Origin of the sequence: Saccharopolyspora oryzae (assembly GCF_027853915.1) — a bacterium.
GTDB classification, from domain to species: domain Bacteria; phylum Actinomycetota; class Actinomycetes; order Mycobacteriales; family Pseudonocardiaceae; genus Saccharopolyspora; species Saccharopolyspora oryzae.
In genome coordinates this window covers 1-22,931 of sequence record NZ_JAQGLA010000062.1, presented here as the reverse complement: position 1 = coordinate 22,931, position 22,931 = coordinate 1, and the positions used below count along the sequence as shown (strand labels likewise).

The following is a 22,931-nucleotide window of genomic DNA, read 5'->3' as shown; positions in this document are numbered from 1 at the left end:
TTCGGGCAGGCCATCCGCGTGATCGCGCACAACGATCGTCTACCGCCTGCAACCAGTTGATCGCACGAGTACGGCTGTCATGATCGATCTGTTGGTTCTGACGCTCAACCCGGCCGAGAGGTTGTGCTCGCCGCAGAACTACCCGCTGGTGGCGAAGAGTTCACCCTCGGTTGTCCGAATTAAGCCAATCTGGTTAAAAACTAACACAAGATCTACTTCTTTCGAAAACAATTCGCGACACTTCCGGGGCAAGCCGCGTTGTCCCCCGACGACGCAACGCATTCAACACCAGGAGGCCCCGATGAGCCGTCCGAGTGGACGTGGTCGCCGATTACCACTGCTATCCCTAGCATCGATGCTCTGCGCAGGTGCTCTCGTCCTGTGCGCGCCCGCGCTGGCCAGCACCCCCGTTCCAGGAGGGGAACCCGCGATGGGCTCGCAATCCGAACCGGTGACCGACACGCCGATGGGCTCGCAGATCCGAAAGCACGAGGGCGGCGAGGAACGTGCCGTGCCGGTCGTCGACCCGCTGGCCACCGTGGCCGGCATGGACGTCAGCGGCCACCAGGGCAACGTGAACTGGCAGTCCTGGTGGGACCAGGGCATGCGGTTCGCCTACGTCAAGGCCACCGAGAGCACCGGCTACACCAACCCGTACTTCGCCCAGCAGTACAACGGGTCGTACAACATCGGCATGATCCGCGGCGCGTACCACTTCGCGCTGCCGGACCGCTCCAGCGGAGCGGCGCAGGCCAACTACTTCGTGGACAACGGCGGCGGCTGGTCGAAGGACGGCAAGACCCTGCCGGGCGCGCTGGACATGGAGTACAACCCGTACGGCGAGACCTGCTACGGCCTGAGCAAGAGCCAGATGACGTCCTGGATCAAGGACTTCAGCGACACCTACCAGTCCAGGACCGGGCGCTACCCGGTCATCTACACGAGCAACAGCTGGTGGAGCCAGTGCGTCGACGGAGACTTCAGCTCGACCAACCCGCTGTGGGTGGCCAGCTACTCCAGCACCGTCGGCCAGCTGCCGCACGCGTGGCAGATCTGGACGATCTGGCAGTACACGTCCGATCCGATCGACAAGAACACCTTCAACGGCGCCATGGACCGCTTGCAGGCCCTGGCCAACGGCTGATCGAACCGAGAGCCCGCGGTACCGCTCCCGACGGTGCCGCGGGTTTTCGCCGTCCGGGCCCGAGCGACGAGGATCACCCGGCAGAATCACGCGCATGGGTGAACGCAAGATCGGTCTGGCCGCGACGATCTGCATCGCAGTCGTCGTGCTCCTCGGGGTCAGCACCGCCCTGCTGATCTTCGACACCCGCACCACCGGAGCCGACGCCCTGCGCACCGGCGGGCTCGCCGCCGGATCCGTCGTCGCCCTCTACGCGCTCTGGCTCAACGACCGCCGGCGGCGGACCGAGGAGAAGCGGCAGGAGCTGGAGATCCAGCGCCAGGACCTGGACCGGGAGCGCTACGCCCTCGAGCAGCAGCGACAGGCTCTTGAGGACCGCCGGAGCTCGCAGGAACACGTCCGCACCGCCGACGAGCGCTTCGCGCGAGCGGTCGAGCTGCTCGGCAACGAGGCCGACCAGGTGCGCGTCGGAGCGCTCCACGCCCTCGCCGGTCTGGCGCGCAGCAACCCGGACTACACGCAGACCGTCCTCGACGTGCTGTGCTCCTACCTGCGCCGACCGTTCGACCATCCGAAGTGGACGCTGGACCGGCAGGACGACGAGATCACCGATGAGCAGAAGCGCGAGCGGACGGTGCGGCAAACCGCCTCCAAGCTCCTCACTTCGCTGCTGCCGACCACGCACGACGTGAACCCACCTCACTACGACCTCGACGTCGCGGGGGCCCGGCTGGACCGCTTCGACCTGTCCGGCCGGGTTATCGGCAGCCTCGAAGCCCAAGCGTGCTGGTTCCGGCACCGGACGAACCTGGCGGGCGCGGTCTTCCACGGCAAGGTGGACCTCCGGGACTCCAAGTTCTCCCACCCGCTCAACATCGCCGACGCGGTGTTCCACGACCGCTTCGTCGCGGAAGGCGTTCGGAGCCGCGATCCGATCGACTTCGAACTCGCGGAGTTCCACGGCGAGGTCGACCTGCGAGAACTGACGCGGAGTTCCCGCCACTCGCTCCAGAAGGACGAAGCGAATGGGTGAGCGCAAGATCGGTCTGGTCGCGACGATCTGCATCGCAGTCGTCGTCCTGCTCGGGGTCAGCACCGCCCTGCTGATCTTCGACACCCGCACCACCGGAGCCGACGCCCTGCGCACCGGCGGACTCGCCGCCGGATCGGTCGTCGCCCTCTACGCGCTCTGGCTCAACGACCGCCGGCGGCGGACCGAGGAGTTGCGGCAGGAGACCGAGCGGGAGCGGTACGAACTGGAGAACCAGCGGGCCGATCTGGACCGGGACCGGATCGCCGACGAGCGGTTCGCCCGCGCGGTCGAGCTGCTCGGGCACGAGACCGATCAGGTCCGCGTGGGTGCGCTGCACGCGCTCGCCGGGCTCGCCCGCAACCGGCCCGACTACACGCAGACCGTGCTCGACGTCCTGTGCTCCTACCTGCGGCGACCGTTCGCGCACGAGCGCTACGGCGCCGTTTTCGAGACGCAGGAGGAGAAGGACGAAGCCGAGCGGTGGCTCCAGGTGCGCTTGACCGCTCAGCGGCTCGTGGTGGAGCTGCTGCCGCACGTCGACGACACCGGTGCCCCCGCCTACGACCTGGACCTGACCGGCGCCACGCTGGAGTACTTCGAGCTGACCGACCGCAAGGTCGGGACGCTGACCCTGCGGTACGGGAAGTTGTTCAGCGACAACAACTTCAGCCGGTCCGAGTTCCACGGTCCGGTGTGGTTCACCGCCGCGACCATCGGACCTGGCCGGTTGTACGGGCGGTTCCGCTGCGACGACGTGGTCTTCCACCAGCTCGCCTGGTTCCCCGGCACCACGTTCCACGGCCGGGCGAACTTCCGCCGCACCCGGTTCTCCGGCACCACCAAGTTCGACCAGAGCCACTTCGGCAACGCCCTGTCGATGGCCGACGCCGAGTTCCACGCCGAGGCCGACTTCCGCAGCGCCCGCTTCGACGCCGACGTCGACCTGTCCGGAACGACGTTCCGCGGTGAGGTGCTCAACGTCGGCATCACCACCAGCCCCGACCACGACGTCGTCCTGCCGGCGGGCTGGGCCCCGACACCGTCCACATCGGAGCGCTCCGGCGCGTGAGCGCGGCCACAGCACGACCCTCACCTGCGTGATCGCGCTCCGTGAGGCCGTGAACGTCGCATTCCATTCCGGAAACCATCCGTCGAACGGTTCCGCAACGTTGTGCCGACCGGGGTACCACAAAAGACGAAAATCAATCACGTTTCACGCGTGAACATCCGTCGTCGAACCCTGCTCATGGCCGGTGGCGTGGCCGCCGTCACCTTGGGCACCACCAAGGCCGCAACCGCCAGTTCCCCGGACGTCTTCGTCCACGGCGTCGCTTCCGGCGACCCGACCCCGAGCAACGTGGTCCTCTGGACCCGGGTGACGCCCGCCCCGGGCGCGGACCCCGGCTCCGGCATCGGCCCGGACTGCGCCGTCGAGTGGGAGGTGTCCGCCGACCCGCAGTTCCGGCAGGTGGTCGCCCGCGGCAGAACGACGACCGGCGCCTGGCGCGACCACACCGTCAAGGTCGACGTCGCAGGCCTGGCCCCGGACGCCTGGTACTGGTACCGGTTCCGCGCCCTGGGCCAGGTTTCGACGATCGGGCGCACCCGCACCGCTCCCGCGCTCGGCGCGCAGGTGGACCGGCTGCGCTTCGGCGTGGTGTCCTGCGCCAACTGGCAGGCCGGCTACTTCTCCGCGTACCGCCACCTCGCCGACCGGGACGACCTCGACGCGATCCTGCACCTCGGCGACTACCTCTACGAGTACGCGCCGGGCGAGTACCAGGCGCGCGACGTCGTCGTGCGGCCCCACGACCCGCCGGCCGAGGTCATCACGCTGCCGCACTACCGGCGCCGCCACGCCCAGTACAAGACCGACCCCGACCTGCAGGCCCTGCACGCGCGCCTGCCGTTCATCGCGACCTGGGACGACCACGAGTCCGTCAACGACGCCTGGGCCGGCGGCGCGGAGAACCACACCGAAGGCGCCGAGGGTTCCTACGCCGACCGGAAACGCGCGTGGCAGCGCGCTTACGCCGAGTGGATGCCGGTGCGCTACGAGCTGGGCGGCGTGCTGTACCGGCGGTTCACCTTCGGCTCGCTCGCCGATCTGTCCATGTTGGACTTGCGCTCCTACCGCAGCGAGCAGGTCAGCAGCCGGTTCGACCAGGACATCCACGACCCGTCGCGGACCATCACCGGCGACGCGCAGCTGCAGTGGCTGACCAGCGGACTCGCGCAGTCGCAGGCGCAGTGGAAGCTGATCGGCAACCCGGTGATGATCGCGCCGGTCCGGTTCCCGTCCACGCTGTCCGTCGAGCGGCGGCGCGCGCTCGGCGAGCTCACCGGCACCCCGGTGATCCAAGGCCTGCCGATGAACCTCGACCAGTGGGACGGCTACGCGGCCGACCAGAACGCGGTCTACTCGCTGCTGCGCGACCAGGGCATCCAGGACACCGTCTTCCTCACCGGCGACATCCACTCCGCGTGGGCCGCCGACCTGCCCAGCTCGCCCCGCGACTACCCGAGGGACGGCAACTCGGTCGGCGTCGAGTTCGTCTGCACGTCGGTGACCAGCGACAACATCGACGACATCCTGAAAGTCCAGCCGCAGACCGTCTCGAAGGCGATCGTCGGCGCGATCAAGGTCAACAACCCGCACATCAAGTACGTCGACCTCGACTCGCACGGCTTCAGCGTCCTGGACGTCACCCGGGAACGCGCGCAGATGGACTGGTACGCGCTCGACGACCGCACCGTCCGGGGCAGCGCCGCGCAGCACGTCATGTCCTACGCCGTGACCACCGGAACCCAGCAGATCCACCGAGTCGAGGAGCCCGTGCGATGACTTCGCTGAGCCGACGCAGTTTCCTCCAGGTCGCCGGAACCGGCGTGCTGCTCTCCGCCGCGTCCCCCGCGGCGTGGGCGGCCGACGGTGACAAGCCCCTGCGGGTCTACTCGCTGGTCGTCGACGGCTGCTCGCCGGACGAGATCACCCCGCAGCTGACCCCGCGCCTGCACGAGCTGCGCGAGGCCGGGACGTCCTTCCCGCAGGCGCGTTCGCTGCCCGTGATGGAGACGATCCCGAACCACGTGATGATGATGACCGGCGTCCGCCCGGACCGCTCCGGCGTGCCGGCCAACTCGGTCTACGACGCGGCGCAGGGCGAGGTCCGCACCCTCGACCGCGCGTCGGACCTGCGCTTCGACACCCTGCTGGACCGCTTGCGGGACAACGGGAAGGTCACCGGCAGCGTGCTGAGCAAGGAGTACCTCTACGGAGTCTTCGGCACCCGGGCCAGCGTGCGCTGGGAGCCGAAGCCGGTCCTGCCGATCACCGGGCACGCTCCGGACCTGTTCACCGCGAACGCGCTGATGTCCATGGTGGACAGCGCGGATCCGGACTTCGCGTTCGCCAACTTCGGCGACGTGGACCGGATGGGCCACGCCGACCTGACCGGCACCACCCTGCGCGCGGCCCGGACGGCGGCCCTGGCCTCCGCCGACGCCCAGGTCGGCCGGTTCGTCGACCACCTCGTGGACACCGGGCGCTGGTCCAGCAGCGTGCTGCTGATCTGCGCCGACCACTCGATGGACTGGTCGTGGGCGCACAAGGTGATCTCGTTGCAGAAGGCGATGGGCGACGACCCGCTGCTGGCCGGACGCATCCAGATCGCCCAGAACGGCGGCGCGGACCTGCTGTACTTCACCGGGCCGACGGCGGAGCGCGACGCCGCGGTGGCGCGGATGCGGGAGTTGGCGCTGGCCACCGAAGGCGTGCTCTCCGCGCACGACCCGCGCGACCTCCGACTCGGCGCCGAAGCGGGGGACTTGCTCGTGTACTGCGAACCGGGCTGGCGCTTCGCGGACCCGGAGGTCATCTCCAACCCGATCCCGGGCAACCACGGCCACCCGGCCACCGAGCCGATCCCGTTCTTCACCACGGGCGGCCACCCTGCAGTCCGCACCGGAACGTCCTCCGCCGAGGCCCACACCATCGACGTCGCGCCGACCCTCGGAGCCCTCTTCGGCCTTCCGGCCCCGACCGGCGGCTACGACGGAACCGCCCGCGCGGAAGCCTTCGACTTCAGCCGTCTCTGACCGAGGTTCCGCCAGCGCAGGTCAGGCCTCGTGAGTGTTTTGGGGCGTCATAGCACCCCAAACCACTCACGAGTCGGCACCCAGCGATCCGGGCGGATCCGGAAATGGGTGAAGGGCACTTCTGACCGCCGGTCAGGAGTGCCCTTCACCTCGAGAGATCAGCCGAACAGCTTCGGCAGGGTGCCTTCCCAGGCCTCGCGGAGCTCGTCGAGCGGGATGTTCGCGACGTCCTGGATGTCCAGGGACTTCTCGCCCGCGTCGGCGACACCGACCTTGGACCACGGCAGACCGCGCGCGGTGCACATGTCGGTGAAGCGGACCTCCTCGGAGCGCGGGACCGCCACCAGGACGCGACCCGCGGACTCGGAGAACAGCCAGACGAACGGGTCCGCGCCCTCGGGCAGGACCACCCGGGCACCGCACTCGCCGACCAGCGCCGTCTCGACCAGCGCCTGCGCCAGGCCGCCCTCGGAGAGGTCGTGCGCCGCCGAGACCATGCCGTCGCGGGAGCCCGCGAGCAGGACCTCCGCCAGCAGCTTCTCGCGCGCCAGGTCGACCTTCGGCGGCACACCGCCGAGGTGGTCGTGCACCACGCGCGCCCACTCCGAACCGCCGAACTCCTCGCGCGTCTCGCCGAGGAGCAGCAGCGTCTCGCCCTCCTCGCCGCCGATGCCGGTCGGGATGCGGCGGGTGACGTCGTCGATCGTGCCCAGCACGCCGACCACCGGCGTCGGCAGGATCGCCTTCTGCCCGGTCGGGTTGTAGAAGCTGACGTTGCCGCCGGTCACCGGGATGCCCAGCTCCGCGCAGGCGTCGGCCAGGCCGCGCACCGCCTGCTGGAACTGCCACATCACGCCCGGGTCCTCCGGCGAACCGAAGTTCAGGCAGTTGGTGACCGCCACCGGCGTCGCACCGGTGGTCGCCACGTTGCGGTAGGCCTCGGCCAGCGCCAGCTGCGCGCCCGTGTACGGGTCGAGCCGGGTGTAGCGGGCGTTGCAGTCGGTCGAGATCGCGATGCCGCGCCCGGTCTCCTCGTCGATGCGCAGCACACCGCCGTCCGACGGCTGCGCCAGCACGGTGTTGCCGCGCACGTAGCGGTCGTACTGGTCGGTGACCCACGCGCGGGAGCACAAGTTCGGCGAGGCCGCCATCCGCAGGATGGTCTCCCGCAGCTCGTCCGGAGTGGACGGACGGGCCAGCGTGCTCGCGCTGTCCGCGGCGATCAGGTCCTGCTCGGCGGGACGCTCGACCGGGCGCTCGTAGACCGGGCCCTCGTGCGCGACGGTGCGCGGCGGCACGTCCACCACGAGCTCGCCGTGCCAGTAGATCTCGAGGTTCTCGCCGTCGGTGACCTCACCGATGACGGTCGCGGTGACGTCCCACTTGCGGCACACCTCCAGGAAGGCGTCCACGTTGGACGGGTCCACCACGGCGCACATCCGCTCCTGCGACTCGCTGGAGAGGATCTCGGCCGGCGTCATGCCGGTGGCGCGCAGCGGGACCTGGTCCAGGTCGACGCGCATGCCGCCGTCACCGGCCGAGGCCAGCTCGGAGGTGGCGCAGGACAGGCCCGCACCGCCCAGGTCCTGGATGCCCACGACCAGGCCCGCGTGGTACAGCTCCAGGCAGCACTCGATGAGCACCTTCTCGGCGAACGGGTCGCCGACCTGGACGCTCGGCAGCTTCTTGCGGCCGGTCCCGCTCTCGTCGCCGTCGAAGGTCTCCGAGGCCAGCACCGACACGCCGCCGATGCCGTCCAGACCGGTGCGCGCACCGAACAGGATGATCTTGTTGCCCTTGCCGCTGGCGTGCGCCAGGTGCAGGTCCTCGACCTTCATCACGCCGACGCACATGGCGTTGACCAGTGGGTTCCCGCTGTAGCACTCGTCGAAGACGACCTCGCCGCCGATGTTCGGCAGGCCCAGGCAGTTGCCGTAGCCGCCGACGCCGGCCACGATGCCCGGCAGCACGCGCTTGGTGTCCTCGGCATCGGCCGGGCCGAAGCGCAGCGGGTCGGCCACCGCGACCGGGCGGGCACCCATCGCCATGATGTCGCGGACGATGCCGCCGACACCGGTCGCCGCGCCCTGGTAGGGCTCGACGTAGGACGGGTGGTTGTGGCTCTCCAGCTTGAACGTCACCGCCCAGCCGTCGCCGATGTCGACCACACCGGCGTTCTCGCCGATGCCCGCGAGCATCTTCTCGCGCATCTCGTCGGTGGTGGTCTCGCCGAAGTACTTCAGGTGCACCTTCGACGACTTGTAGGAGCAGTGCTCGCTCCACATCACCGAGTACATGGCGAGCTCGGCATCGGTGGGACGGCGCCCCAGGATCTCGCGGATCCGGGCATACTCGTCGTCCTTCAGCCCGAGCTCGCGGTACGGCTGCGAGGTCTGAGGTGTGGACTTGGCGCTCTCGACAGTGTCGAATTCGACGGTTCGACCGTCAACGTCCACGTTCACAGAGTTGGTCATGCTGCCACCAGTGCATCCAGAACGGACAGGAACATGCCGAGGCCGTCGTCGGTGGGGCCGGTCAGCGGGTCGATCGCGTGCTCCGGGTGCGGCATCATGCCCGCGACCCGACCGCGCGCGTCGGTGATGCCCGCGATGCCGCGCTGAGAACCGTTCGGGTTCTCGCCCGCGTAGCGGAACAGCACCCGGCCCTCGCCCTCGAGCTCGTCGAGGACGGCCTGGTCGGCCATGTAGTTGCCCTCACCGTGCTTGATCGGGATCAGCAGCTCGGCGCCCGCGTCGTAGCGGGTGGTCCAGGCGCTGCTGTTGTTCTCGACCTTCAGCCACTGGTCGCGGCAGACGTAGTGCAGGCCCGCGTTGCGGGTCAGCACTCCGGGCAGCAGCCCGGACTCGCACAGGATCTGGAAGCCGTTGCACACGCCGAGCACCGGCATGCCCTTGCGGGCGGCTTCGACCACCTCGGTCATCACCGGGGCGAACTTGGCGATCGCGCCGCAGCGCAGGTAGTCGCCGTAGGAGAACCCGCCCGGCACGACCACCGCGTCCACGCCCTTGAGGTCGTGGTCGGCGTGCCAGAGCGAGACGGATTCGGCACCGGCGCGGCGCACCGCGCGAGCGGCGTCGACGTCATCGAGGGTGCCGGGGAAGGTGACGACGCCGATCTTCGCGCTCACGAGTCCACCCGCCGGACGGTCCAGTCCTCGATGACCGGGTTGGCGAGCAGCGTTTCGGCGATCTTCGCCAGCTGCTCGTCGTCGACGTCGTCGGCGACCTCCAGCTCGAAACGCTTACCCTGGCGGACTTCGGCGATCCCCTCGAACCCGAGCCGCGGCAGCGCATTGGCCACCGCCTGCCCCTGCGGGTCCAGGATCTCCTGCTTCGGCATGACGTCGACAACGACTCGGGCCACGGGTGCTGCTCCCGGTTTCCGTGCAGATCCGCCGGGATCCGGCGGATGGCCAGCAGTACGGGCGAAGCGTAACTGAGCTGCGAGTTCACCCACTCCAGCAGGGGCGCTGGGTGCGGTGTGGCTCACCACATACCGCCGCTAATGTGTCTTGCGCCACAATTTTCGCTACTTGTCTAAACCTTTGATGCCGTTCGGCGTCTAACAGAGCAGGCACCTAGGGGAGGTGCCCGGTTCTGAACACTGAGGGGAAACGCATTCCGATGCGCACGATCAAGACATTGCTGGGGGCGGCGCTGTTCGCCGGACTCGCGCTGACCACCACCGTCCCGGCCACCGCCGCACCTGCCACCGGCTCGGCGCAGGTCGCCGAACAGCCGCGGTTCACCGCCGACAAGTCCCAGGTCCGGGCGGGGAACACGCTGGTCATGCGGCTCGACCACGGATTGGAGGGGGTCAGCTGGATCTCCTCCCCTGCGTTCGTGCGCCACGGCCAGCACCCCGTCGGAGCGGACGAGGGCGTGGCCGAGGTGGTCACCGACCGCGACGGCGTCGCGGAGGCGGTAGCGACCATCGCCGACGTGCCGCCCGGCGAGTACCCGGTGCACACCCGCGTCGGCGGCGGCGCCGGACCGATGATGACCATCACCGTCACCGGTTGACCTGGTCCCGTGAGCACTTTGGGTCGCTCTGGCAGCCCAAAGTGCTCACGGGCGTTCACCGGTAGCGAGAACCGTCGCCCCGCCCGCGGTTTTCCGGAAGCGTGGGGCCATGCGGATCTTGGTTCTGGGCGGAACTGTCTTCGTCGGTCACGCGGTCGCCGCGGAAGCGCTGAAGCGCGGGCACGACGTCGTGTGCGCAGCGCGTGGTGCGAGCGGGCGTGTACCGGAGGGTGCTGAGCTGGTGGTCGTGGACCGCGAGGAGGGCCTCGGGGCGCTGGCCGGGTCGCAGTTCGACGCGGTCGTCGACGTCGCGCGGAACTACCAGTGGGTGCGTTCGGCGCTGGAGACCTTGGGCGACGCCGGCCACTGGACGTTCGTGTCCTCGATCAACGTCTACTCGGACAACGAAACCACTGGTCAGAGCACTGATGGACCGCTGCTCGAGCCGATCACCGACTCCGCCGACACCAGCACTCCCGAGTCCTACGGCGGGATCAAGGTGGCCTGCGAGAACGCGGTGCGGGACGCGATGGGCGAACGCGCGTTCGTGGTGCGCCCCGGGCTGATCACCGGGCCTGGCGACCCGTCCGACCGGTTCGGGTACTGGCCGCTGCGGATGTCGCGCGGCGGGCAGGTGCTCGTGCCGGACACGCCGGACGCCCCGTCGCAGCACATCGACGTGCGCGACCTGGCCGCCTGGATCGTCACCGCCGCCGAGCGCGGCCTCGCCGGAACCTTCGACGGCATCGGGCCGGTCACCACGCTGGGTGCGCTGCTGGCGGAGATCGCCGAGCTCGTCGCGCCGGCCGGCACCTCGCTCGCGGCCGTTGCGCCGGAAGCGCTCGCCGAGGCGGGAGCTCAGCGCTGGAGCGGGCCGAAGTCGCTGCCGCTCTGGATCCCCGACGGCTGGGACGGCTTCGCCTCGCACGACGCCGCGCCCGCGCTGGCCGCCGGGCTGCAGATCCGGCCGCTGGCCGAGACGGTGTCAGCAGCGCTGGCCACCGAGCGGGAACGGGGATCCGACCGCGAGCGCAAGGCCGGGCTGACCGCCGCCGAGGAAGCCGAACTGCTCGGCGCGCTGCCGCACCGGACCTGGTGACCGTGCGAGAGTAGTTCGCGCGGCAAACGTCTTTCGAGGAGGAACACCGTGCAGATCACCCACTTCGGACACTCCTGCGTGCTGGTCGAAACCGGGTCGGCGCGGCTGCTGATCGACCCGGGGACGTTCTCCGCGGACTTCGAGGGGCTGCGCGACCTGGACGCCGTGCTGATCACCCACCAGCACGCCGACCACGTCGACCTGGACCGGCTGCCCGCGCTGCTGGCGGCCAACCCGAACGCCCGCCTGGTCGTCGACCCGGGTTCGGCGGCCTCGGTCGCGGAGCACGGCCTGTCGGCGACCACCGCGCGGCCCGGCGACTCGATCGAGATCGGCGGCGCGGCGATCACCGTGGTCGGCGGCGAGCACGCGGTGATCCACCCGGACATCCCGGTGGTCGACAACATCGGCTACCTCGTCGACCACGGCGCCTTCTACCACCCGGGCGACTCGTTCTTCGTGCCCGAGCAGCGCATCGACGTCCTCGGCCTGCCGACCGCGGCACCGTGGCTGAAGCTCTCCGAAGCGGTCGACTTCCTCCGCGCGGTCGCCCCGCGAACGGCGGTCCCGATCCACGAGGCGGTGCTGGCCGTGCCGCAGATGCACTACCGGATGTTCGAGAACCTCGGCCCGGAGGGCACCGCGATCCAGGTCCTCACCAAGGGCACCCCCACCGCACTCTGACCCGCGAGCGCCCGTTTTCGCAGGTGGCGGCTCGTGAGTACTTTGGGGCGTTATAGCACCCCAAAGTACTCACGTGACCTGACCAGCGGAAACGGACGGTCAGTCGTCGTGGTCGTCCGCGTCGTCCTGGCCGTGGTCGTCGCGGTCGTCGTGGTCAGCACGGTCGTCGTGGTCAGCACGGTCGTCGCGGTCGTCGTGGTCAGCACGGTCGTCGTGGTCAGCACGGTCGTCGCGGTCGTCGTGGTCGACCTTGTCGTCGTGGTCGAACTGGTCGTCGCAGTCGTCGAAGCGATCATCGAGCTGGTCGTCCCGGTCGTCGTCGCGGTCGTTGTCGTCGCGGTCGTCGAACTGGTCGTCGTCGATGCAGGTGGGGGCCGCCTGGGCGGGGTTCGGCGGCTGCGGCTGGGATGCCGGGATCGGGGCCGGGTTCGAGGCGCTCGCCAGGGCCGCGCCCGTGCCGCCGAGGGCGAGCACCGCTGCCGCCGCAGCCGTCAGGAGCCAGGTCCGCTTCGTGGTCCGCATCGTCGTCGCCTCTCGTTCGGGGTCTTCCCTTGACGAGAACCAGATTCGCGGCCCGGTGTGAGGCGGTCCTGAAGGTCCGGTGAAGAGATTCTCATCGACCTTCACAGGCCGCCGGGAACGCCGAACGAGGCGTAGGTGACCGGGCGGGCGCCGTGGTGCAGGGCGAGGTCGATGGCGTCCAGAACTGCTTGGCGCGCAGCGGGTTTGCGCAGCACACCTGAGTCCACCGCGAGCCGCACCGGACGTCCTCGGCGGGCTGCCCGCCCGGCCCCGAGCACCAGCGCCCGGCACCACCACGGCTCGGCGCGCTCGCCCGGTCCGATCACCCGGATGCGCCCGCGGTGCACCCGGCCGGTCGCGAGCTCCCGGACCGCCACCGCGTCCGCGCACACCGAGAAGCCGCGCCGCCGCAAGGCCGTGATGGTGCCCGGCGAACCGAGCCAGCGCGGCGGGATGAAGCTCTTGGTGCGCAGCCCCAGGCGTTCGAGGATCGAGGCGGCGGCCACTAGGTGCAGCCCGGCCTCGTGCGCCGGCAACCCGGCGGCCGGTGCGAGCCGGGATCGCAAACCCGGTGCGGCGCGGGCGAATCCGTGCAGGCTCACGGCGTCGCGCGCGGCCATCCGCCCGGCGACCCAGTCGAGCACTGCGGCGTGCGGGGCCGGGTGAGGCGCGATCAACAGGGACAGCGGGACGGCGCGCTGGTCCAGGTCAGCGCCGAAATCGGCGCACCGGTCCAGCACCTGGACGTCGAGTCCGGACAACGACACCACCAGCGGCGGGCTCACGATGCCTCATTCCGCCGGGTCCGGATGTCCACGACCTGACGACGAGGTGTCCCCGCGGCACAAATCCGGCGAACCTCCACGCCGCAACTGTCAGCAGTCCCCACCCCACCAACCCGAAGACACGCCGGAACCTCCCCCGACCGGGCGATTCCGCACCGCACTCCGGGCTCCGCCGAAACCGCAGTTTCAATTGAAACTGTGATCCGCCGTGAGTGGGGTCCGCAGTTTCAATTGAAACTGCGGACCGACCCGCCGCAGCGGGCTCACCCGGCCGGGCGATACGTGGTCGGGTTCGCGGAGGCCGGGGTTGACGGGTCAGGCGTCGGGGGTGGGCCAGTCGGCGAAGGAGCGGCCGGTGATCCGTTCGTAGGCCTCGACGTAGCGGGCCCGGGTCGCCGCCTGGACGTCCTCGGGGAGGGGCGGCGGGGGGACGTCGGAGGCCCGGTCCCAGCCGGACTCCGGGGAGGTCAGCCAGTTGCGGACGTACTGCTTGTCGAACGACGGCTGGACCCGGCCGGGCTCGTAGCCGTCCGCCGGCCAGTAGCGGGACGAGTCCGGGGTCAGGACCTCGTCGCCCAGCACCAGGGTGCCGTCGGGCGCCAGGCCGAACTCGAACTTGGTGTCGGCCAGGATCACGCCGCGGCTGCGCGCGTGCTCCGCCGCCCGCTCGTACACCCGCAGCGTCACCTCGCGCAGCTGCTCGGCGCGCTCCGCGCCCAGCTGCGCGGCCACCGCGTCGAAGCTGATGTTCTCGTCGTGGTCGCCGAGCTCGGCCTTGGTGGCCGGGGTGAAGATCGGCTCCGGCAGCTTCGCGGCCTCGACCAGCCCGCTCGGCAGCTCGACGCCGCACACCGCGCCGGTGCGCTGGTAGTCGGCCAGCCCGGATCCGGTCAGGTAGCCGCGCGCGACGCACTCCACCGGCAGCATCTCCAGTCGGCGCACCAGCAGCGCGCGGCCGCGCACCTCGCCGGGGATCCGCGGGTCGTCGGCGCTGACCAGGTGGTTCGGCACCAGGTCGGCGAGCAGCTCGAACCAGTACACGCTCATCGCGGTGAGCACGCGACCCTTGTCCGGGATGGGCGTGTCCAGCACGTGGTCGTACGCCGAGAGACGATCGGAGGCGACCAGCAGCAGGTGTTCGTCGTCGACGGCGTGCAGCTGGCGAACCTTGCCCGCTGCGATCTGGGGGTAATCGGCGAGTGCAACCACGAGCGGATTCTCCCCCACCCCGGGCCGCGCACCCGCAGGCGGCCCGCAGTTCAGCGCACAGGAGGACTTCCTTGACCGAGACATTCTCCGACTGGCTCCGCCAGCGCAGCGAGCCCGAGTGGACGGAGGTCATCACCCACCCGTTCACGCAGGCCTTGTTCGACGGGCTGGTGCCGATCGATTCGATGCGCTCCTACCTGGTGCAGGACTACCAGTTCGTGGACGACTTCCTGGCGCTGCTCGGGTCCGGGGTGGCCAAGGCCGACCGCTACGCCTCGCGGCTGGCGATCGCGGGCAGCATCAGGGTCGTCACCAGCGAGGAGAACACCTACTTCCAGCGCGCGTTCGACGCGTTCGGGGTCGGCGAGTCCGACCGGGTGAGCCCGGAGCTGGACGAGGCGACGAAGGCGTTCCGGGAGCTGATGCAGGACACCAACGCCCGCGGCAGCTACGCGGAGGTCCTGACGGTGCTGACCGTCGCGGAGTGGTCCTACCTGGAGTGGGCGATGCGCGCGCCGAGCGCGCTGCCGGAGAACTTCGTGCACGCGGAGTGGATCACGCTGCACAACAGCCCGGACTTCCGGGCGTGGGTGCGGTGGCTGCGCGGCGAGCTCGACCGGGTGGGCGCGGAGCTGGACGAGCGCGACCGGGCCCGCTGCCTGCGCCTGTTCCAGCAGGCGACCCGCTGCGAGCTGGACTTCTTCAACGCCCACTGGCGCTGACCTGGGGCTCCCGAGGAACCCCAGGTCAGGCCGGTGGTCAGAGGATGTCGGCGGGGCGGTAGGCCGCGGCCTCCGGGTAGCGGGCCGTGATCGCCCCGATCTGGGACACCACGTCCTGGACCTGGGCCGCTGCCGCGCCGGTGAACGCCAGGCGGTCCGCGAGCAGCGCGTCCAGCTGCTCGCGGCTCAGCGGCAGGCGGTCGTCGGCGGCCAGGCGGTCCAGCAGGTCGTTGCGCTCGGCGCCCTGCTCGCGCATCGCCAGCGCGACGGCGACCGCGTTCTCCTTGATCGCCTCGTGCGCGGTCTCCCGGCCGACGCCGGCCTGCACCGCGGCCATCAGGACCTTCGTGGTCGCCAGGAACGGCAGGTAGCGGTCCAGTTCACGGGCCACCACGGCCGGGAACGCGCCGAACTCGTCGAGCACGGTCAGGAAGGTCTCGAGCAGGCCGTCGAAGGCGAAGAACGCGTCTGGCAGCGCCACCCGGCGGACCACGGAGCAGGACACGTCGCCCTCGTTCCACTGGTCGCCGGCCAGCTCGCCGGTCATCGAGACGTAGCCGCGCAGGATCACCGCGAGGCCGTTGACCCGCTCGCAGGACCGGGTGTTCATCTTGTGCGGCATCGCGCTGGAGCCGACCTGGCCGGGCTTGAAGCCCTCGGTGACCAGCTCGTGCCCGGCCATCAGCCGGATCGTGGTGGCCACGTTGGACGGCGCGGCGGCCAGCTGCGCCAGCGCGGTCAGCACCTCGAAGTCCAGCGAGCGCGGGTAGACCTGGCCGACGCTGGTCAGCGTGCGGCCGAAGCCCAGGTGCCCGGCGACGCGGCGCTCCAGCTCGGTGAGCTTCTCGGCGTCGCCGCCGAGCAGGTCCAGCATGTCCTGCGCGGTGCCGACCGGGCCCTTGATGCCGCGCAGCGGGTAGCGGGCGAGCAGCTCCTCGAGCCGGTTGAAGCCGACCAGCAGCTCGTCGGCGGCGGTCGCGAAGCGCTTGCCGAGGGTGGTCGCCTGGGCGGCGACGTTGTGCGAGCGGCCGGCCATGACCAGCTCGGCGTGCTCGGCGGCGAGCTGCCCCAGCCGCGCCAGGACGGCGACGGTGCGGTCGCGCACCAGCTCCAGGCTGCGGCGGATCTGCAGCTGCTCGACGTTCTCGGTCAGATCCCGCGAGGTCATGCCCTTGTGGATCTGCTCGTGGCCGGCGAGGGCGTTGAACTCCTCGATGCGGGCCTTCACGTCGTGCCTGGTGACCCGCTCGCGGGCGGCGATGGAGTCCAGATCGACCTGCTCCAGGACCCGCTCGTAGTCGGCCAGCGCCGACTCGGGCACCTCGATGCCGAGGTCGGCCTGAGCGCGCAGCACGGCGAGCCACAGCCGGCGCTCGAGGATGATCTTCTGCTGCGGCGACCACAGCTCGACCAGTGCGGGCGAGGCGTAGCGGGCGGCGAGGACGTTCGGAATGCTGGGCTTGACCGTCACGAGCAGCCAGGATACCGGCGCACGAGTTCGACCCGCCCTGCCGAGGGCACCTCCCGACTGCGCGTGGCGGCGCGGGGCGCGGCGAGACCACCGCACCCCGCGCCTCGCCGAGCGGCGATTCCCGGACGAAACCGCCACCGCACGCGCCGGGGAGGCGCCCCGGCGCGTCCATCAGCGCAGAGCGAGCTCCGGGTCCAGGGCGAGGACGTCGAGCTGCTCGAACGGGACGGCGACCTCGGGGCGCGACTTCGGGTCCTTCTGGTCGTCGAGGATCGGGTCGTAGTTGTAGGCGGTGATCATCGTGACGCTGCCGTCGAGCATGTAGTGCGTCGACGTGGCCGACGTGAACGGATCGCCGTCGGGCTGGCGGACCTGGTGCAGCAGCACCGAACCGTCGTCGAGCACGGAGCCTTCGCAGAACCCGAGGTCCTCCTGCTCGCACGCCTGCTCCGGCGAGTGCTGCACGATGCCCGGCGCGTTGTACTGGTAGGTCACCGCCGTGCGGTCCTCCGCGACGCTGACGTTTTGCCTGCTCAGGCACCGTGAGTCTTTTGGGCGGCTATGGCAGCCCAAAAGACTCACGGGACCTGACCAGCTGAAACGCACTGGGTGTCGCCGAGGAGGATGTTGTCGTCGAACAGCTGCGGCTTGTTCGTCACCGCGCCGGGGAAGACCTCCTGCGCGTGCTGCTGCAGGCCGGTCGCGATCCGGTCGATCTCCTCGGGGCTGTGCGAGGGAGGCGTGGCACCGACCGGCGGCCACTGGACGTCCGGGACGTCGGCGGGCCAAGTCCGGATCGGACTCGGCGAGCGCGGCGCGCAGGTTCTGCAACCCGCGCGACGCCTGGCTCTTGACCGTGCCTTCGGAACACCGGAGCGCGGCGGCGACTTCGGCCGTCGGCAGGTCCTCCCAGTAGCGCAGGACGAGCACCGCGCGCTGCGGCGGTGGGACCTGGCGCAACGCGTTCAACACTGCATCGCGGTGCTATGCGCGTCGGCCGACTTCGGACGGATCTGCCGCGCTGTCAACGACTTCCGGCACTTCGCCTCGGCTCTCGGCACGACGCCACGGGCGGCGGCGTTCGTCCAGCCACACCCGCAGCAGAGACCTCCGCGCATACGCGTCCACTGTGGACATGTCCACGCGGCGCCAAGCGCGGTAGAGCTTGAGCAGTGTGGTCTGCACGAGGTCCTCGGCGAGGTGCCAGTCCCCGCACAGCAGGTACGCCGAACGGCGCAGCCACAGCGCGCGTTCCCCGGCGAACTCGCGGAACGCCCGTTCCTGTTCGGCCCGCATAGAACTCGTCCCCTTTCCGCGCTACCGCCGCTCCATACGCGGCCGCCCCCAGCGCGGTTGCACCGTCGATCACCCGTTCAAGACGCCGCAGCGCGAAACGGGTTGCTCCACCCCGGTTCGACCAGGTGTTTCCCCAACCGAGCGGGAAAGCCGGGATGCGCGCCCCCTTAAGCGGAGCTCAATGACACGGGTGGTGGTGGTATCCGGGATGTCGCGCCCAATATCGTTGGTCCGCAACGGTTGAGGAGTGAGGCGCAGCACGATGGACATCGACGAGTACGACGGCGACCGGCAAGACGTCTTCTGGATCGTCGGAATGGGATTGGCCCAGCGCCACGCCACGATCATGCGACCCGGCGCGGTATATGCCGGGCAGGCCGTTCCCGCTTTGTGCGCGACCGAGCTGAAGATCCCGCAGCCGACGCCGATCGGCCGCGACCCGCGTTCGGCGAAGATCACCGACAAGTGCCCGACCTGCGCCGAGCGCGTCGCAGAAGCCGACTTCGCGGAAACCACCTGGGACTTCTGAAACCGGAAAAATCGATCGCCATCGGACTCGCCGCGGGCTACCGTCGGTCGAGCCATGGCTGCCACGAGTTCCTTCCGATTCCTGCGGTCCCTGCTCATGAAACGGCCGGGACTGCTGCTGCTCTGCACCGTCGCGGGCTCGCTCTGGATGCTGCCGACGGCGCTGATGCCGCTGGTCATCGGTTCCGCGGTCGACGCGGGTATCCGCCCGCACGACGTCGGCGCGCTGGTGGGCTGGGTGCTGGCCGCGCTCGGGCTCGGCGTCGCGCAGATGATCGCGGCGGCTTTCCTGCACTGGGGAGCGCACTCGATCTGGCTGCACGGCGCGGCGGGATCGCAGCGCCTCGTGCTGGCGCACGTGACGCAGCTCGGCGGTGTACTGACGCGCAAGGTCCGCGCCGGTGAGGTGGTCGCGATCGGCGCCTCGGACATCTACCGCGTGGGCAACCTGTTCGAAGTCGTCGGACGAGCTACCGGTTCGCTGGTGTCGTTCGTCGTGGCGGCAGTCCTGCTGCTGTCGATCTCCCCGGTCCTCGGTGTCGTGGTGCTCATCGGCGTGCCGCTGGCGACGCTCGGCATCGGTCCGCTGCTGAGCCCGCTGCGCCGTCGCGAGGAAGCCCAGCGGGAGCAGTTGGGACAGGTCAGCGCGCAGGCGGCGGACATCGTGTCCGGGCTGCGGATCCTGCGCGGCGTCGGAGGAGAACCCCGGTTCCACGCGCGGTTCACCGAAGCCAGCCAGCGGGTGCGCGCCGCCGGAGTGGCGGCCGGGCGGATCGAGGCGTGGCTGGCCGGGGCCGAGGTGCTGCTGCCGGGCCTGGTGACGGTGCTGGTGACCTGGCTAGGAGCGCGGCTGGCGCTCGACGGGACGATCAGCGTGGGCGAGCTGGTCGCGTTCTACGGCGTCTCGGCGTTCCTGGTGATCCCGGTGCGCACGGCGTCTGAAGCCGCCTACTCGTTCGCCGCCGGGATGGTCGCGGCCGGGCGCGCGCAGGCATTGTTGCGAGTGGAGCCCGAGCCGCCGTCGCCGGATCGGCCGCAGTCGCTGCCGTCGGGACCGTTGGAGCTGTTCGACGAGGCCAGCGGGGTGCGGATCGCCCCGGGCGAGCTGACCGTGATCGACGCCGGGGAGCAGGTCGACGCCGTGGCCGAGCGGCTGGCCTGGCAGTCGCGGGCCGGTGACGTGCCGCTGCGGGCGGTCGAGCCCGACGAGGTCCGGCAGCGGATCTTGTTGGCGCACAACCAGGACCAGCTGTTCGCCGGCCCCGTCCTCGCCGAGGTCGACCTCGGCAACGGCGTGGACCTGGAAGCTGCGCTGCACGCCGCGGACGCGCACGACGTGCTGGCCGCGCTGCCCGACGACGGCGTGCTGGACGAGCGGGGCCGCTCGCTCTCCGGCGGTCAGCGGCAGCGGTTGCTGCTGGCCCGCGCCCTGTGCGCGGACGCCGACGTGCTGATCCTGGACGAGCCGACGTCGGCGGTCGACGCGCACACCGAGGCGCGGATCGCCGAGCGGGTCAAGGAATTCCGCACCGGTCGCACCACGATCGTGCTCAGCCAGAGTCCACTCTGGACAGCGGTGGCGGACCGGGCGCTGGACTTGGGGGCGGAGAAGTGAAGCTGCCGTTGGCCGATGGGCGCACGGTCCGGCGCTGGGCGTGGCAGACGCTCCGAGCGCACCGCGGCCGGTTCGCCGCGATGATGCTGCTGTTCGGGCTGGCCACGGTGGTCGGCCTGCTCGGCCCGCAGATCCTCGGCGCGCTCGTCGACGCGGTCGCCGCCGGCACCACGTCGGAGCGAATCGACCTGCTGGCCGGGGCGTTCCTCGTGGTGCTCGTGGTGAACGCGCTGCTGATCCGGGCCGCGCGGATGCGCGCGACGCTGCTCGGCGAGCACCTGCTGGCCGAGTCCCGCGAAGGCATGGTCGGGCACGCGCTGCGGCTGCCGCTGGGCGCGGTCGAATCCGCCGGCACCGGCGACCTGCTCAGCCGCGCCACCACCGACGTCGACCGGCTGGACTACACGATCCGCAGCGCCGCACCGGAGATCACCACCGCGCTGATCACCGTGCTGCTGACCGGCACCGCGATGCTGCTCACCTCGCCGCTGCTGGCCTGCGGGATGCTCGTCGCCGTGCCGCTGATGGTGCTGAGCACCCGCTGGTACTACCCGCGGTCCCTGCCGACGCTGCGCCGGATCATGGCCGGTTGGGCGGAAGTCCAGTCCAGCACGCACGAATCCGTCGAGGGCGCGCGCACCGTCGCCGCGCTCCGGCTGGGGGAGCGCCGCATCGCGCGCAACGAGCAGGCGCTCGGCCAGGCGCTGGACGCCGAGTACCGGCACCGGTACCTGCTGACCGTCTGGTTGCCCTGCCTGCAGCTGTCGTACGTGCTGCCGATCGGCGCGATCCTGCTGATCGGTGGCTGGGCGTACTGGAACGGGTCTGTCGAGCTCGGCACCGTGATCACCGTGGTGCTCTACGCCCAGGCGATGTCGAACCCGTTCGACGAGCTGTTCATGTGGCTGGAGGAGCTGCAGACCGGGTACACCGCGCTGCAGCGGATCCTCGGCGTCCAGCAGGCGCCGACCGCCGACACCCCGCCGCAGGAGGTGGACGGGTCGCGCGAGCTGGTCATCCGCGACGTGCGCTTCTCCTACCGCGCGGACCGGGAGGTGCTGCACGGCGTCGACCTGACCGTGGCCGCCGGGGAGCGGCTGGTCGTGGTCGGGCCGTCCGGGGCCGGGAAGTCCACGCTGGGCCGGTTGATCGCCGGGATCAGCCGACCGGACTCCGGTTCGGTCGCCTTCGGGCGCACCGAGATCGCCGACCTGCCGACCGAGCAGCTGCGCCGCGAAGTGGTGCTGCTGACCCAGGAACAGCACGTCTTCGCCTGCACGCTCCGGGAGAACCTGGCGTTGCCGGACCGCGAGTTCACCGACGACGAGCTGGTGGACGCGCTGAAATCGGTGGGCCTGCTGGAGTGGCTGCGGTCCCTGCCCGCGGAGCTGGACACGGTGCTCGGCTCGGGCGGCCACCCGGTTCCGGCGTCGCGGGCGCAGCAGCTCGCGCTGGCCCGGGTGCTGCTGGCCGACCCGCACACGGTGGTGCTGGACGAGGCGACGTCGTTGCTGGACAACGCCACCTCGCGGGAGCTGGAGCAGGCGCTGGCCACGTTGCTGGACGGCCGGACGGTGATCGCCATCGCGCACCGGCTGCACAGCGCGCGCAACGCCGACCGGGTCGCGGTGATGGCGGACGGGCGCATCGTGGAGCTCGGCAGCCACGCCGAGCTGATCGCCGCCGGTGGCTCCTACGCCGAGCTGTGCCGGGTGGGTCAGCCGAGCTGAGAGCGCAGCATCCCGCGGGCGGCGCCGCGCGGATCGGGATTGCTCGCGATCAGGGCGTTGACCACGGCGCCGTCGACCAGGGCGATCAGCTCGAGCAGGCGGTCCCGGCCGACCTCCATGCCGCTGCGGGCGAAGATCTCCGCGAGCAGGTCGTGCAGCTCCGCGCTGAGCTCCCGCATCAGCGGCGCGAGGTAGGGGCGGCGGGGCGAGCCGACCAGCCGCTCGTAGCGCAGCAGCACCACGTCGGCTCCGCCGTCCCGCGAGTCGATGCCCAGCAGCAGGTCCAGCAGCAGTTCGATCACCGCGTCGGTGCTGCGGGGTTGTTCGGCGAGCTCGTCCAGGCGGGCCCGGCCCACCTCGAGCTCGTGCCGCCCCTCGTACTCCACCGCGGCGCTGACCAGGTCGTCCAGCGAGGAGAAGTAGTAGGTCGTGGAGGCCAGCGGCAGTCCGGCGCGCTCGGCGACCGCGCGGTGGCGGACGGCCTCGAAGCCGCCCTCGGCGAGCAGTTCCGCGGCGGCCACCACCAACGCCTGCCGCCGCCGCTCGCCCTTCGGAGTACTGGCCGCTGTCATGCCTGCCGATCCTAAGCTCCCCAACTCCACCACCCGCCAACCCCGACGCCCCGAACCCCCAGCTCCCCCGTTCGTGCCGGTGGATCCGCAAATTCAATGGAAATTGGATGTCCAATTTCCATTGAATTTGCGGAAGTTCTCCACAGGACCCGGAACCTGTCCACAACCGTCGGCATGTCGGATCCCGACACACCGGAGTCCCGACACGCCGGGGAACCGCAGTTTCAATTGAAACTGTGGTCCAACGCCGGGGGGGTGTTCCTATGGTTTTGTCAAGCGGCTGCTGGGGGCGCCGTGGGTCGGGTTGGCTGGTAGTGGGTCTTGTTTTTGAGCATGGCGAACAGGACGTCGCAGCGTCGTCGGGCCAGGCAGATCAGGGC

At 70.5% G+C, this 22,931-nt stretch carries 21 protein-coding genes and 1 pseudogene; 12 read left to right on the top strand and 10 right to left on the bottom strand.

What is annotated here, in order from left to right; genetic code table 11:
* Window positions 1–301 precede the first annotated feature (301 nt).
* The 5 genes from OU415_RS27530 (at window position 302) to OU415_RS27510 (ending at window position 6,275) form a co-directional block, all read left to right on the top strand.
* On the top strand, window positions 302–1,144 hold the full coding sequence (locus tag OU415_RS27530) for a lysozyme (protein ID WP_408641923.1): 843 nt from the start codon (window positions 302–304) through the stop codon (window positions 1,142–1,144).
* A 94-nt stretch (window positions 1,145–1,238) separates the two neighbouring features.
* Window positions 1,239–2,177 carry a hypothetical protein gene (locus OU415_RS27525; protein ID WP_270952192.1) on the top strand — a complete coding sequence of 313 codons (939 nt, stop codon included), beginning with the start codon at window positions 1,239–1,241 and terminating at the stop codon, window positions 2,175–2,177.
* On the top strand, window positions 2,170–3,246 hold the full coding sequence (locus OU415_RS27520; protein ID WP_270952190.1) for a pentapeptide repeat-containing protein: 1,077 nt from the start codon (window positions 2,170–2,172) through the stop codon (window positions 3,244–3,246). Before OU415_RS27525 ends, OU415_RS27520 begins: the two co-directional genes overlap by 8 nt.
* A gap of 150 nt (window positions 3,247–3,396) precedes the next feature.
* Window positions 3,397–5,022, top strand: a complete 1,626-nt coding sequence (locus tag OU415_RS27515; RefSeq protein ID WP_333778822.1) for an alkaline phosphatase D family protein — start codon at window positions 3,397–3,399, stop codon at window positions 5,020–5,022.
* Complete coding sequence (locus OU415_RS27510) at window positions 5,019–6,275, top strand: alkaline phosphatase family protein (RefSeq protein WP_270952189.1); 1,257 nt, start codon at window positions 5,019–5,021, stop codon at window positions 6,273–6,275. Before OU415_RS27515 ends, OU415_RS27510 begins: the two co-directional genes overlap by 4 nt.
* Window positions 6,276–6,433: 158 nt before the next feature.
* Here the strand turns inward: OU415_RS27510 and purL are convergent, their stop codons facing one another.
* The 3 genes from purL to purS are packed head-to-tail and all read right to left on the bottom strand — an operon-like array spanning window position 6,434 to window position 9,659.
* A complete protein-coding gene (gene purL / locus OU415_RS27505; RefSeq protein WP_270952187.1) occupies window positions 6,434–8,749 on the bottom strand; it encodes a phosphoribosylformylglycinamidine synthase subunit PurL in 2,316 nt (771 codons plus the stop codon).
* Window positions 8,746–9,423 (bottom strand): phosphoribosylformylglycinamidine synthase subunit PurQ, encoded by a 678-nt coding sequence (gene purQ, locus OU415_RS27500; RefSeq protein ID WP_270952186.1) that lies wholly within the window; start codon window positions 9,421–9,423, stop codon window positions 8,746–8,748. The genes purL and purQ overlap by 4 nt, the downstream gene beginning before the upstream one ends.
* On the bottom strand, window positions 9,420–9,659 hold the full coding sequence (gene purS, locus OU415_RS27495; RefSeq protein WP_270952185.1) for a phosphoribosylformylglycinamidine synthase subunit PurS: 240 nt from the start codon (window positions 9,657–9,659) through the stop codon (window positions 9,420–9,422). Before purS ends, purQ begins: the two co-directional genes overlap by 4 nt.
* Window positions 9,660–9,919: 260 nt before the next feature.
* Between purS and OU415_RS27490 the strand changes: the two genes are divergently transcribed.
* The 3 genes from OU415_RS27490 to OU415_RS27480 all read left to right on the top strand — a co-directional run bounded on the left by OU415_RS27490 (window position 9,920) and on the right by OU415_RS27480 (window position 12,101).
* Window positions 9,920–10,318 (top strand): hypothetical protein, encoded by a 399-nt coding sequence (locus tag OU415_RS27490; RefSeq protein ID WP_270952184.1) that lies wholly within the window; start codon window positions 9,920–9,922, stop codon window positions 10,316–10,318.
* Window positions 10,319–10,427: 109 nt separating this feature from the next.
* Window positions 10,428–11,417 carry an NAD-dependent epimerase/dehydratase family protein gene (locus OU415_RS27485; protein WP_270952183.1) on the top strand — a complete coding sequence of 330 codons (990 nt, stop codon included), beginning with the start codon at window positions 10,428–10,430 and terminating at the stop codon, window positions 11,415–11,417.
* Window positions 11,418–11,465: 48 nt separating this feature from the next.
* Window positions 11,466–12,101 carry an MBL fold metallo-hydrolase gene (locus OU415_RS27480; RefSeq protein ID WP_270952182.1) on the top strand — a complete coding sequence of 212 codons (636 nt, stop codon included), beginning with the start codon at window positions 11,466–11,468 and terminating at the stop codon, window positions 12,099–12,101.
* A 99-nt stretch (window positions 12,102–12,200) separates the two neighbouring features.
* Here OU415_RS27480 and OU415_RS27475 read toward each other — a convergent pair whose 3' ends face one another.
* The 3 genes from OU415_RS27475 to OU415_RS27465 all read right to left on the bottom strand — a co-directional run bounded on the left by OU415_RS27475 (window position 12,201) and on the right by OU415_RS27465 (window position 14,617).
* A complete protein-coding gene (locus OU415_RS27475) occupies window positions 12,201–12,728 on the bottom strand; it encodes a hypothetical protein (RefSeq protein ID WP_270952180.1) in 528 nt (175 codons plus the stop codon).
* Complete coding sequence (locus OU415_RS27470) at window positions 12,725–13,408, bottom strand: DUF2334 domain-containing protein (protein WP_270952179.1); 684 nt, start codon at window positions 13,406–13,408, stop codon at window positions 12,725–12,727. The genes OU415_RS27475 and OU415_RS27470 overlap by 4 nt, the downstream gene beginning before the upstream one ends.
* A 315-nt stretch (window positions 13,409–13,723) precedes the next feature.
* Window positions 13,724–14,617: a phosphoribosylaminoimidazolesuccinocarboxamide synthase gene (locus tag OU415_RS27465; protein ID WP_270952178.1), complete on the bottom strand. Its 894-nt coding sequence runs from the start codon at window positions 14,615–14,617 to the stop codon at window positions 13,724–13,726.
* A gap of 71 nt (window positions 14,618–14,688) precedes the next feature.
* Between OU415_RS27465 and OU415_RS27460 the strand changes: the two genes are divergently transcribed.
* Entirely contained in the window at window positions 14,689–15,339 is a 651-nt protein-coding gene (locus tag OU415_RS27460) for a TenA family protein (protein WP_270952176.1), read from the top strand.
* A 37-nt stretch (window positions 15,340–15,376) separates the two neighbouring features.
* Here the strand turns inward: OU415_RS27460 and purB are convergent, their stop codons facing one another.
* The 3 genes and pseudogenes from purB to OU415_RS27445 all read right to left on the bottom strand — a co-directional run.
* On the bottom strand, window positions 15,377–16,810 hold the full coding sequence (purB, locus tag OU415_RS27455) for an adenylosuccinate lyase (RefSeq protein WP_270952174.1): 1,434 nt from the start codon (window positions 16,808–16,810) through the stop codon (window positions 15,377–15,379).
* 171 nt (window positions 16,811–16,981) lie between these two features.
* The gene (locus tag OU415_RS27450) at window positions 16,982–17,305 is read right to left on the bottom strand and encodes a hypothetical protein (RefSeq protein WP_270952228.1); all 324 of its coding nucleotides are present in this window, start codon (window positions 17,303–17,305) and stop codon (window positions 16,982–16,984) included.
* Window positions 17,306–17,596: 291 nt separating this feature from the next.
* Window positions 17,597–18,106: pseudogene (locus OU415_RS27445) on the bottom strand (RNA polymerase sigma factor); the annotation flags it as partial.
* A gap of 262 nt (window positions 18,107–18,368) precedes the next feature.
* Between OU415_RS27445 and OU415_RS27440 the strand changes: the two are divergent.
* Genes OU415_RS27440 through OU415_RS27430 form a run of 3 tightly spaced genes read left to right on the top strand, consistent with a single transcriptional unit; the run spans window position 18,369 to window position 21,979 of the window.
* A complete protein-coding gene (locus tag OU415_RS27440; RefSeq protein ID WP_270952172.1) occupies window positions 18,369–18,635 on the top strand; it encodes a hypothetical protein in 267 nt (88 codons plus the stop codon).
* A 54-nt stretch (window positions 18,636–18,689) separates the two neighbouring features.
* A complete protein-coding gene (locus OU415_RS27435; RefSeq protein WP_270952170.1) occupies window positions 18,690–20,249 on the top strand; it encodes an ABC transporter transmembrane domain-containing protein in 1,560 nt (519 codons plus the stop codon).
* Complete coding sequence (locus OU415_RS27430; RefSeq protein WP_270952169.1) at window positions 20,246–21,979, top strand: ABC transporter ATP-binding protein; 1,734 nt, start codon at window positions 20,246–20,248, stop codon at window positions 21,977–21,979. Before OU415_RS27435 ends, OU415_RS27430 begins: the two co-directional genes overlap by 4 nt.
* Here the strand turns inward: OU415_RS27430 and OU415_RS27425 are convergent.
* A complete protein-coding gene (locus OU415_RS27425) occupies window positions 21,967–22,551 on the bottom strand; it encodes a TetR/AcrR family transcriptional regulator (protein WP_270952168.1) in 585 nt (194 codons plus the stop codon). The two genes, OU415_RS27430 and OU415_RS27425, sit on opposite strands and share 13 nt — an antisense overlap.
* Between the last annotated feature and the right edge of the window lie 380 nt (window positions 22,552–22,931).

What these genes read in the sequence shown, in the direction of transcription:
- OU415_RS27530 (WP_408641923.1), top strand. Translation starts at nt 302, where the DNA reads ATGAGCCGTCCGAGTGGACGTGGTCGCCGATTACCACTGCTATCCCTA.
- OU415_RS27490 (WP_270952184.1), top strand. Translation starts at nt 9,920, where the DNA reads ATGCGCACGATCAAGACATTGCTGGGGGCGGCGCTGTTCGCCGGACTC.
- OU415_RS27525 (WP_270952192.1), top strand. Translation starts at nt 1,239, where the DNA reads ATGGGTGAACGCAAGATCGGTCTGGCCGCGACGATCTGCATCGCAGTC.
- OU415_RS27510 (WP_270952189.1), top strand. Translation starts at nt 5,019, where the DNA reads ATGACTTCGCTGAGCCGACGCAGTTTCCTCCAGGTCGCCGGAACCGGC.
- OU415_RS27425 (WP_270952168.1), bottom strand. Translation starts at nt 22,551, where the DNA reads ATGACAGCGGCCAGTACTCCGAAGGGCGAGCGGCGGCGGCAGGCGTTG.
- OU415_RS27435 (WP_270952170.1), top strand. Translation starts at nt 18,690, where the DNA reads ATGGCTGCCACGAGTTCCTTCCGATTCCTGCGGTCCCTGCTCATGAAA.
- OU415_RS27485 (WP_270952183.1), top strand. Translation starts at nt 10,428, where the DNA reads ATGCGGATCTTGGTTCTGGGCGGAACTGTCTTCGTCGGTCACGCGGTC.
- OU415_RS27520 (WP_270952190.1), top strand. Translation starts at nt 2,170, where the DNA reads ATGGGTGAGCGCAAGATCGGTCTGGTCGCGACGATCTGCATCGCAGTC.
- OU415_RS27440 (WP_270952172.1), top strand. Translation starts at nt 18,369, where the DNA reads ATGGACATCGACGAGTACGACGGCGACCGGCAAGACGTCTTCTGGATC.
- purL (WP_270952187.1), bottom strand. Translation starts at nt 8,749, where the DNA reads ATGACCAACTCTGTGAACGTGGACGTTGACGGTCGAACCGTCGAATTC.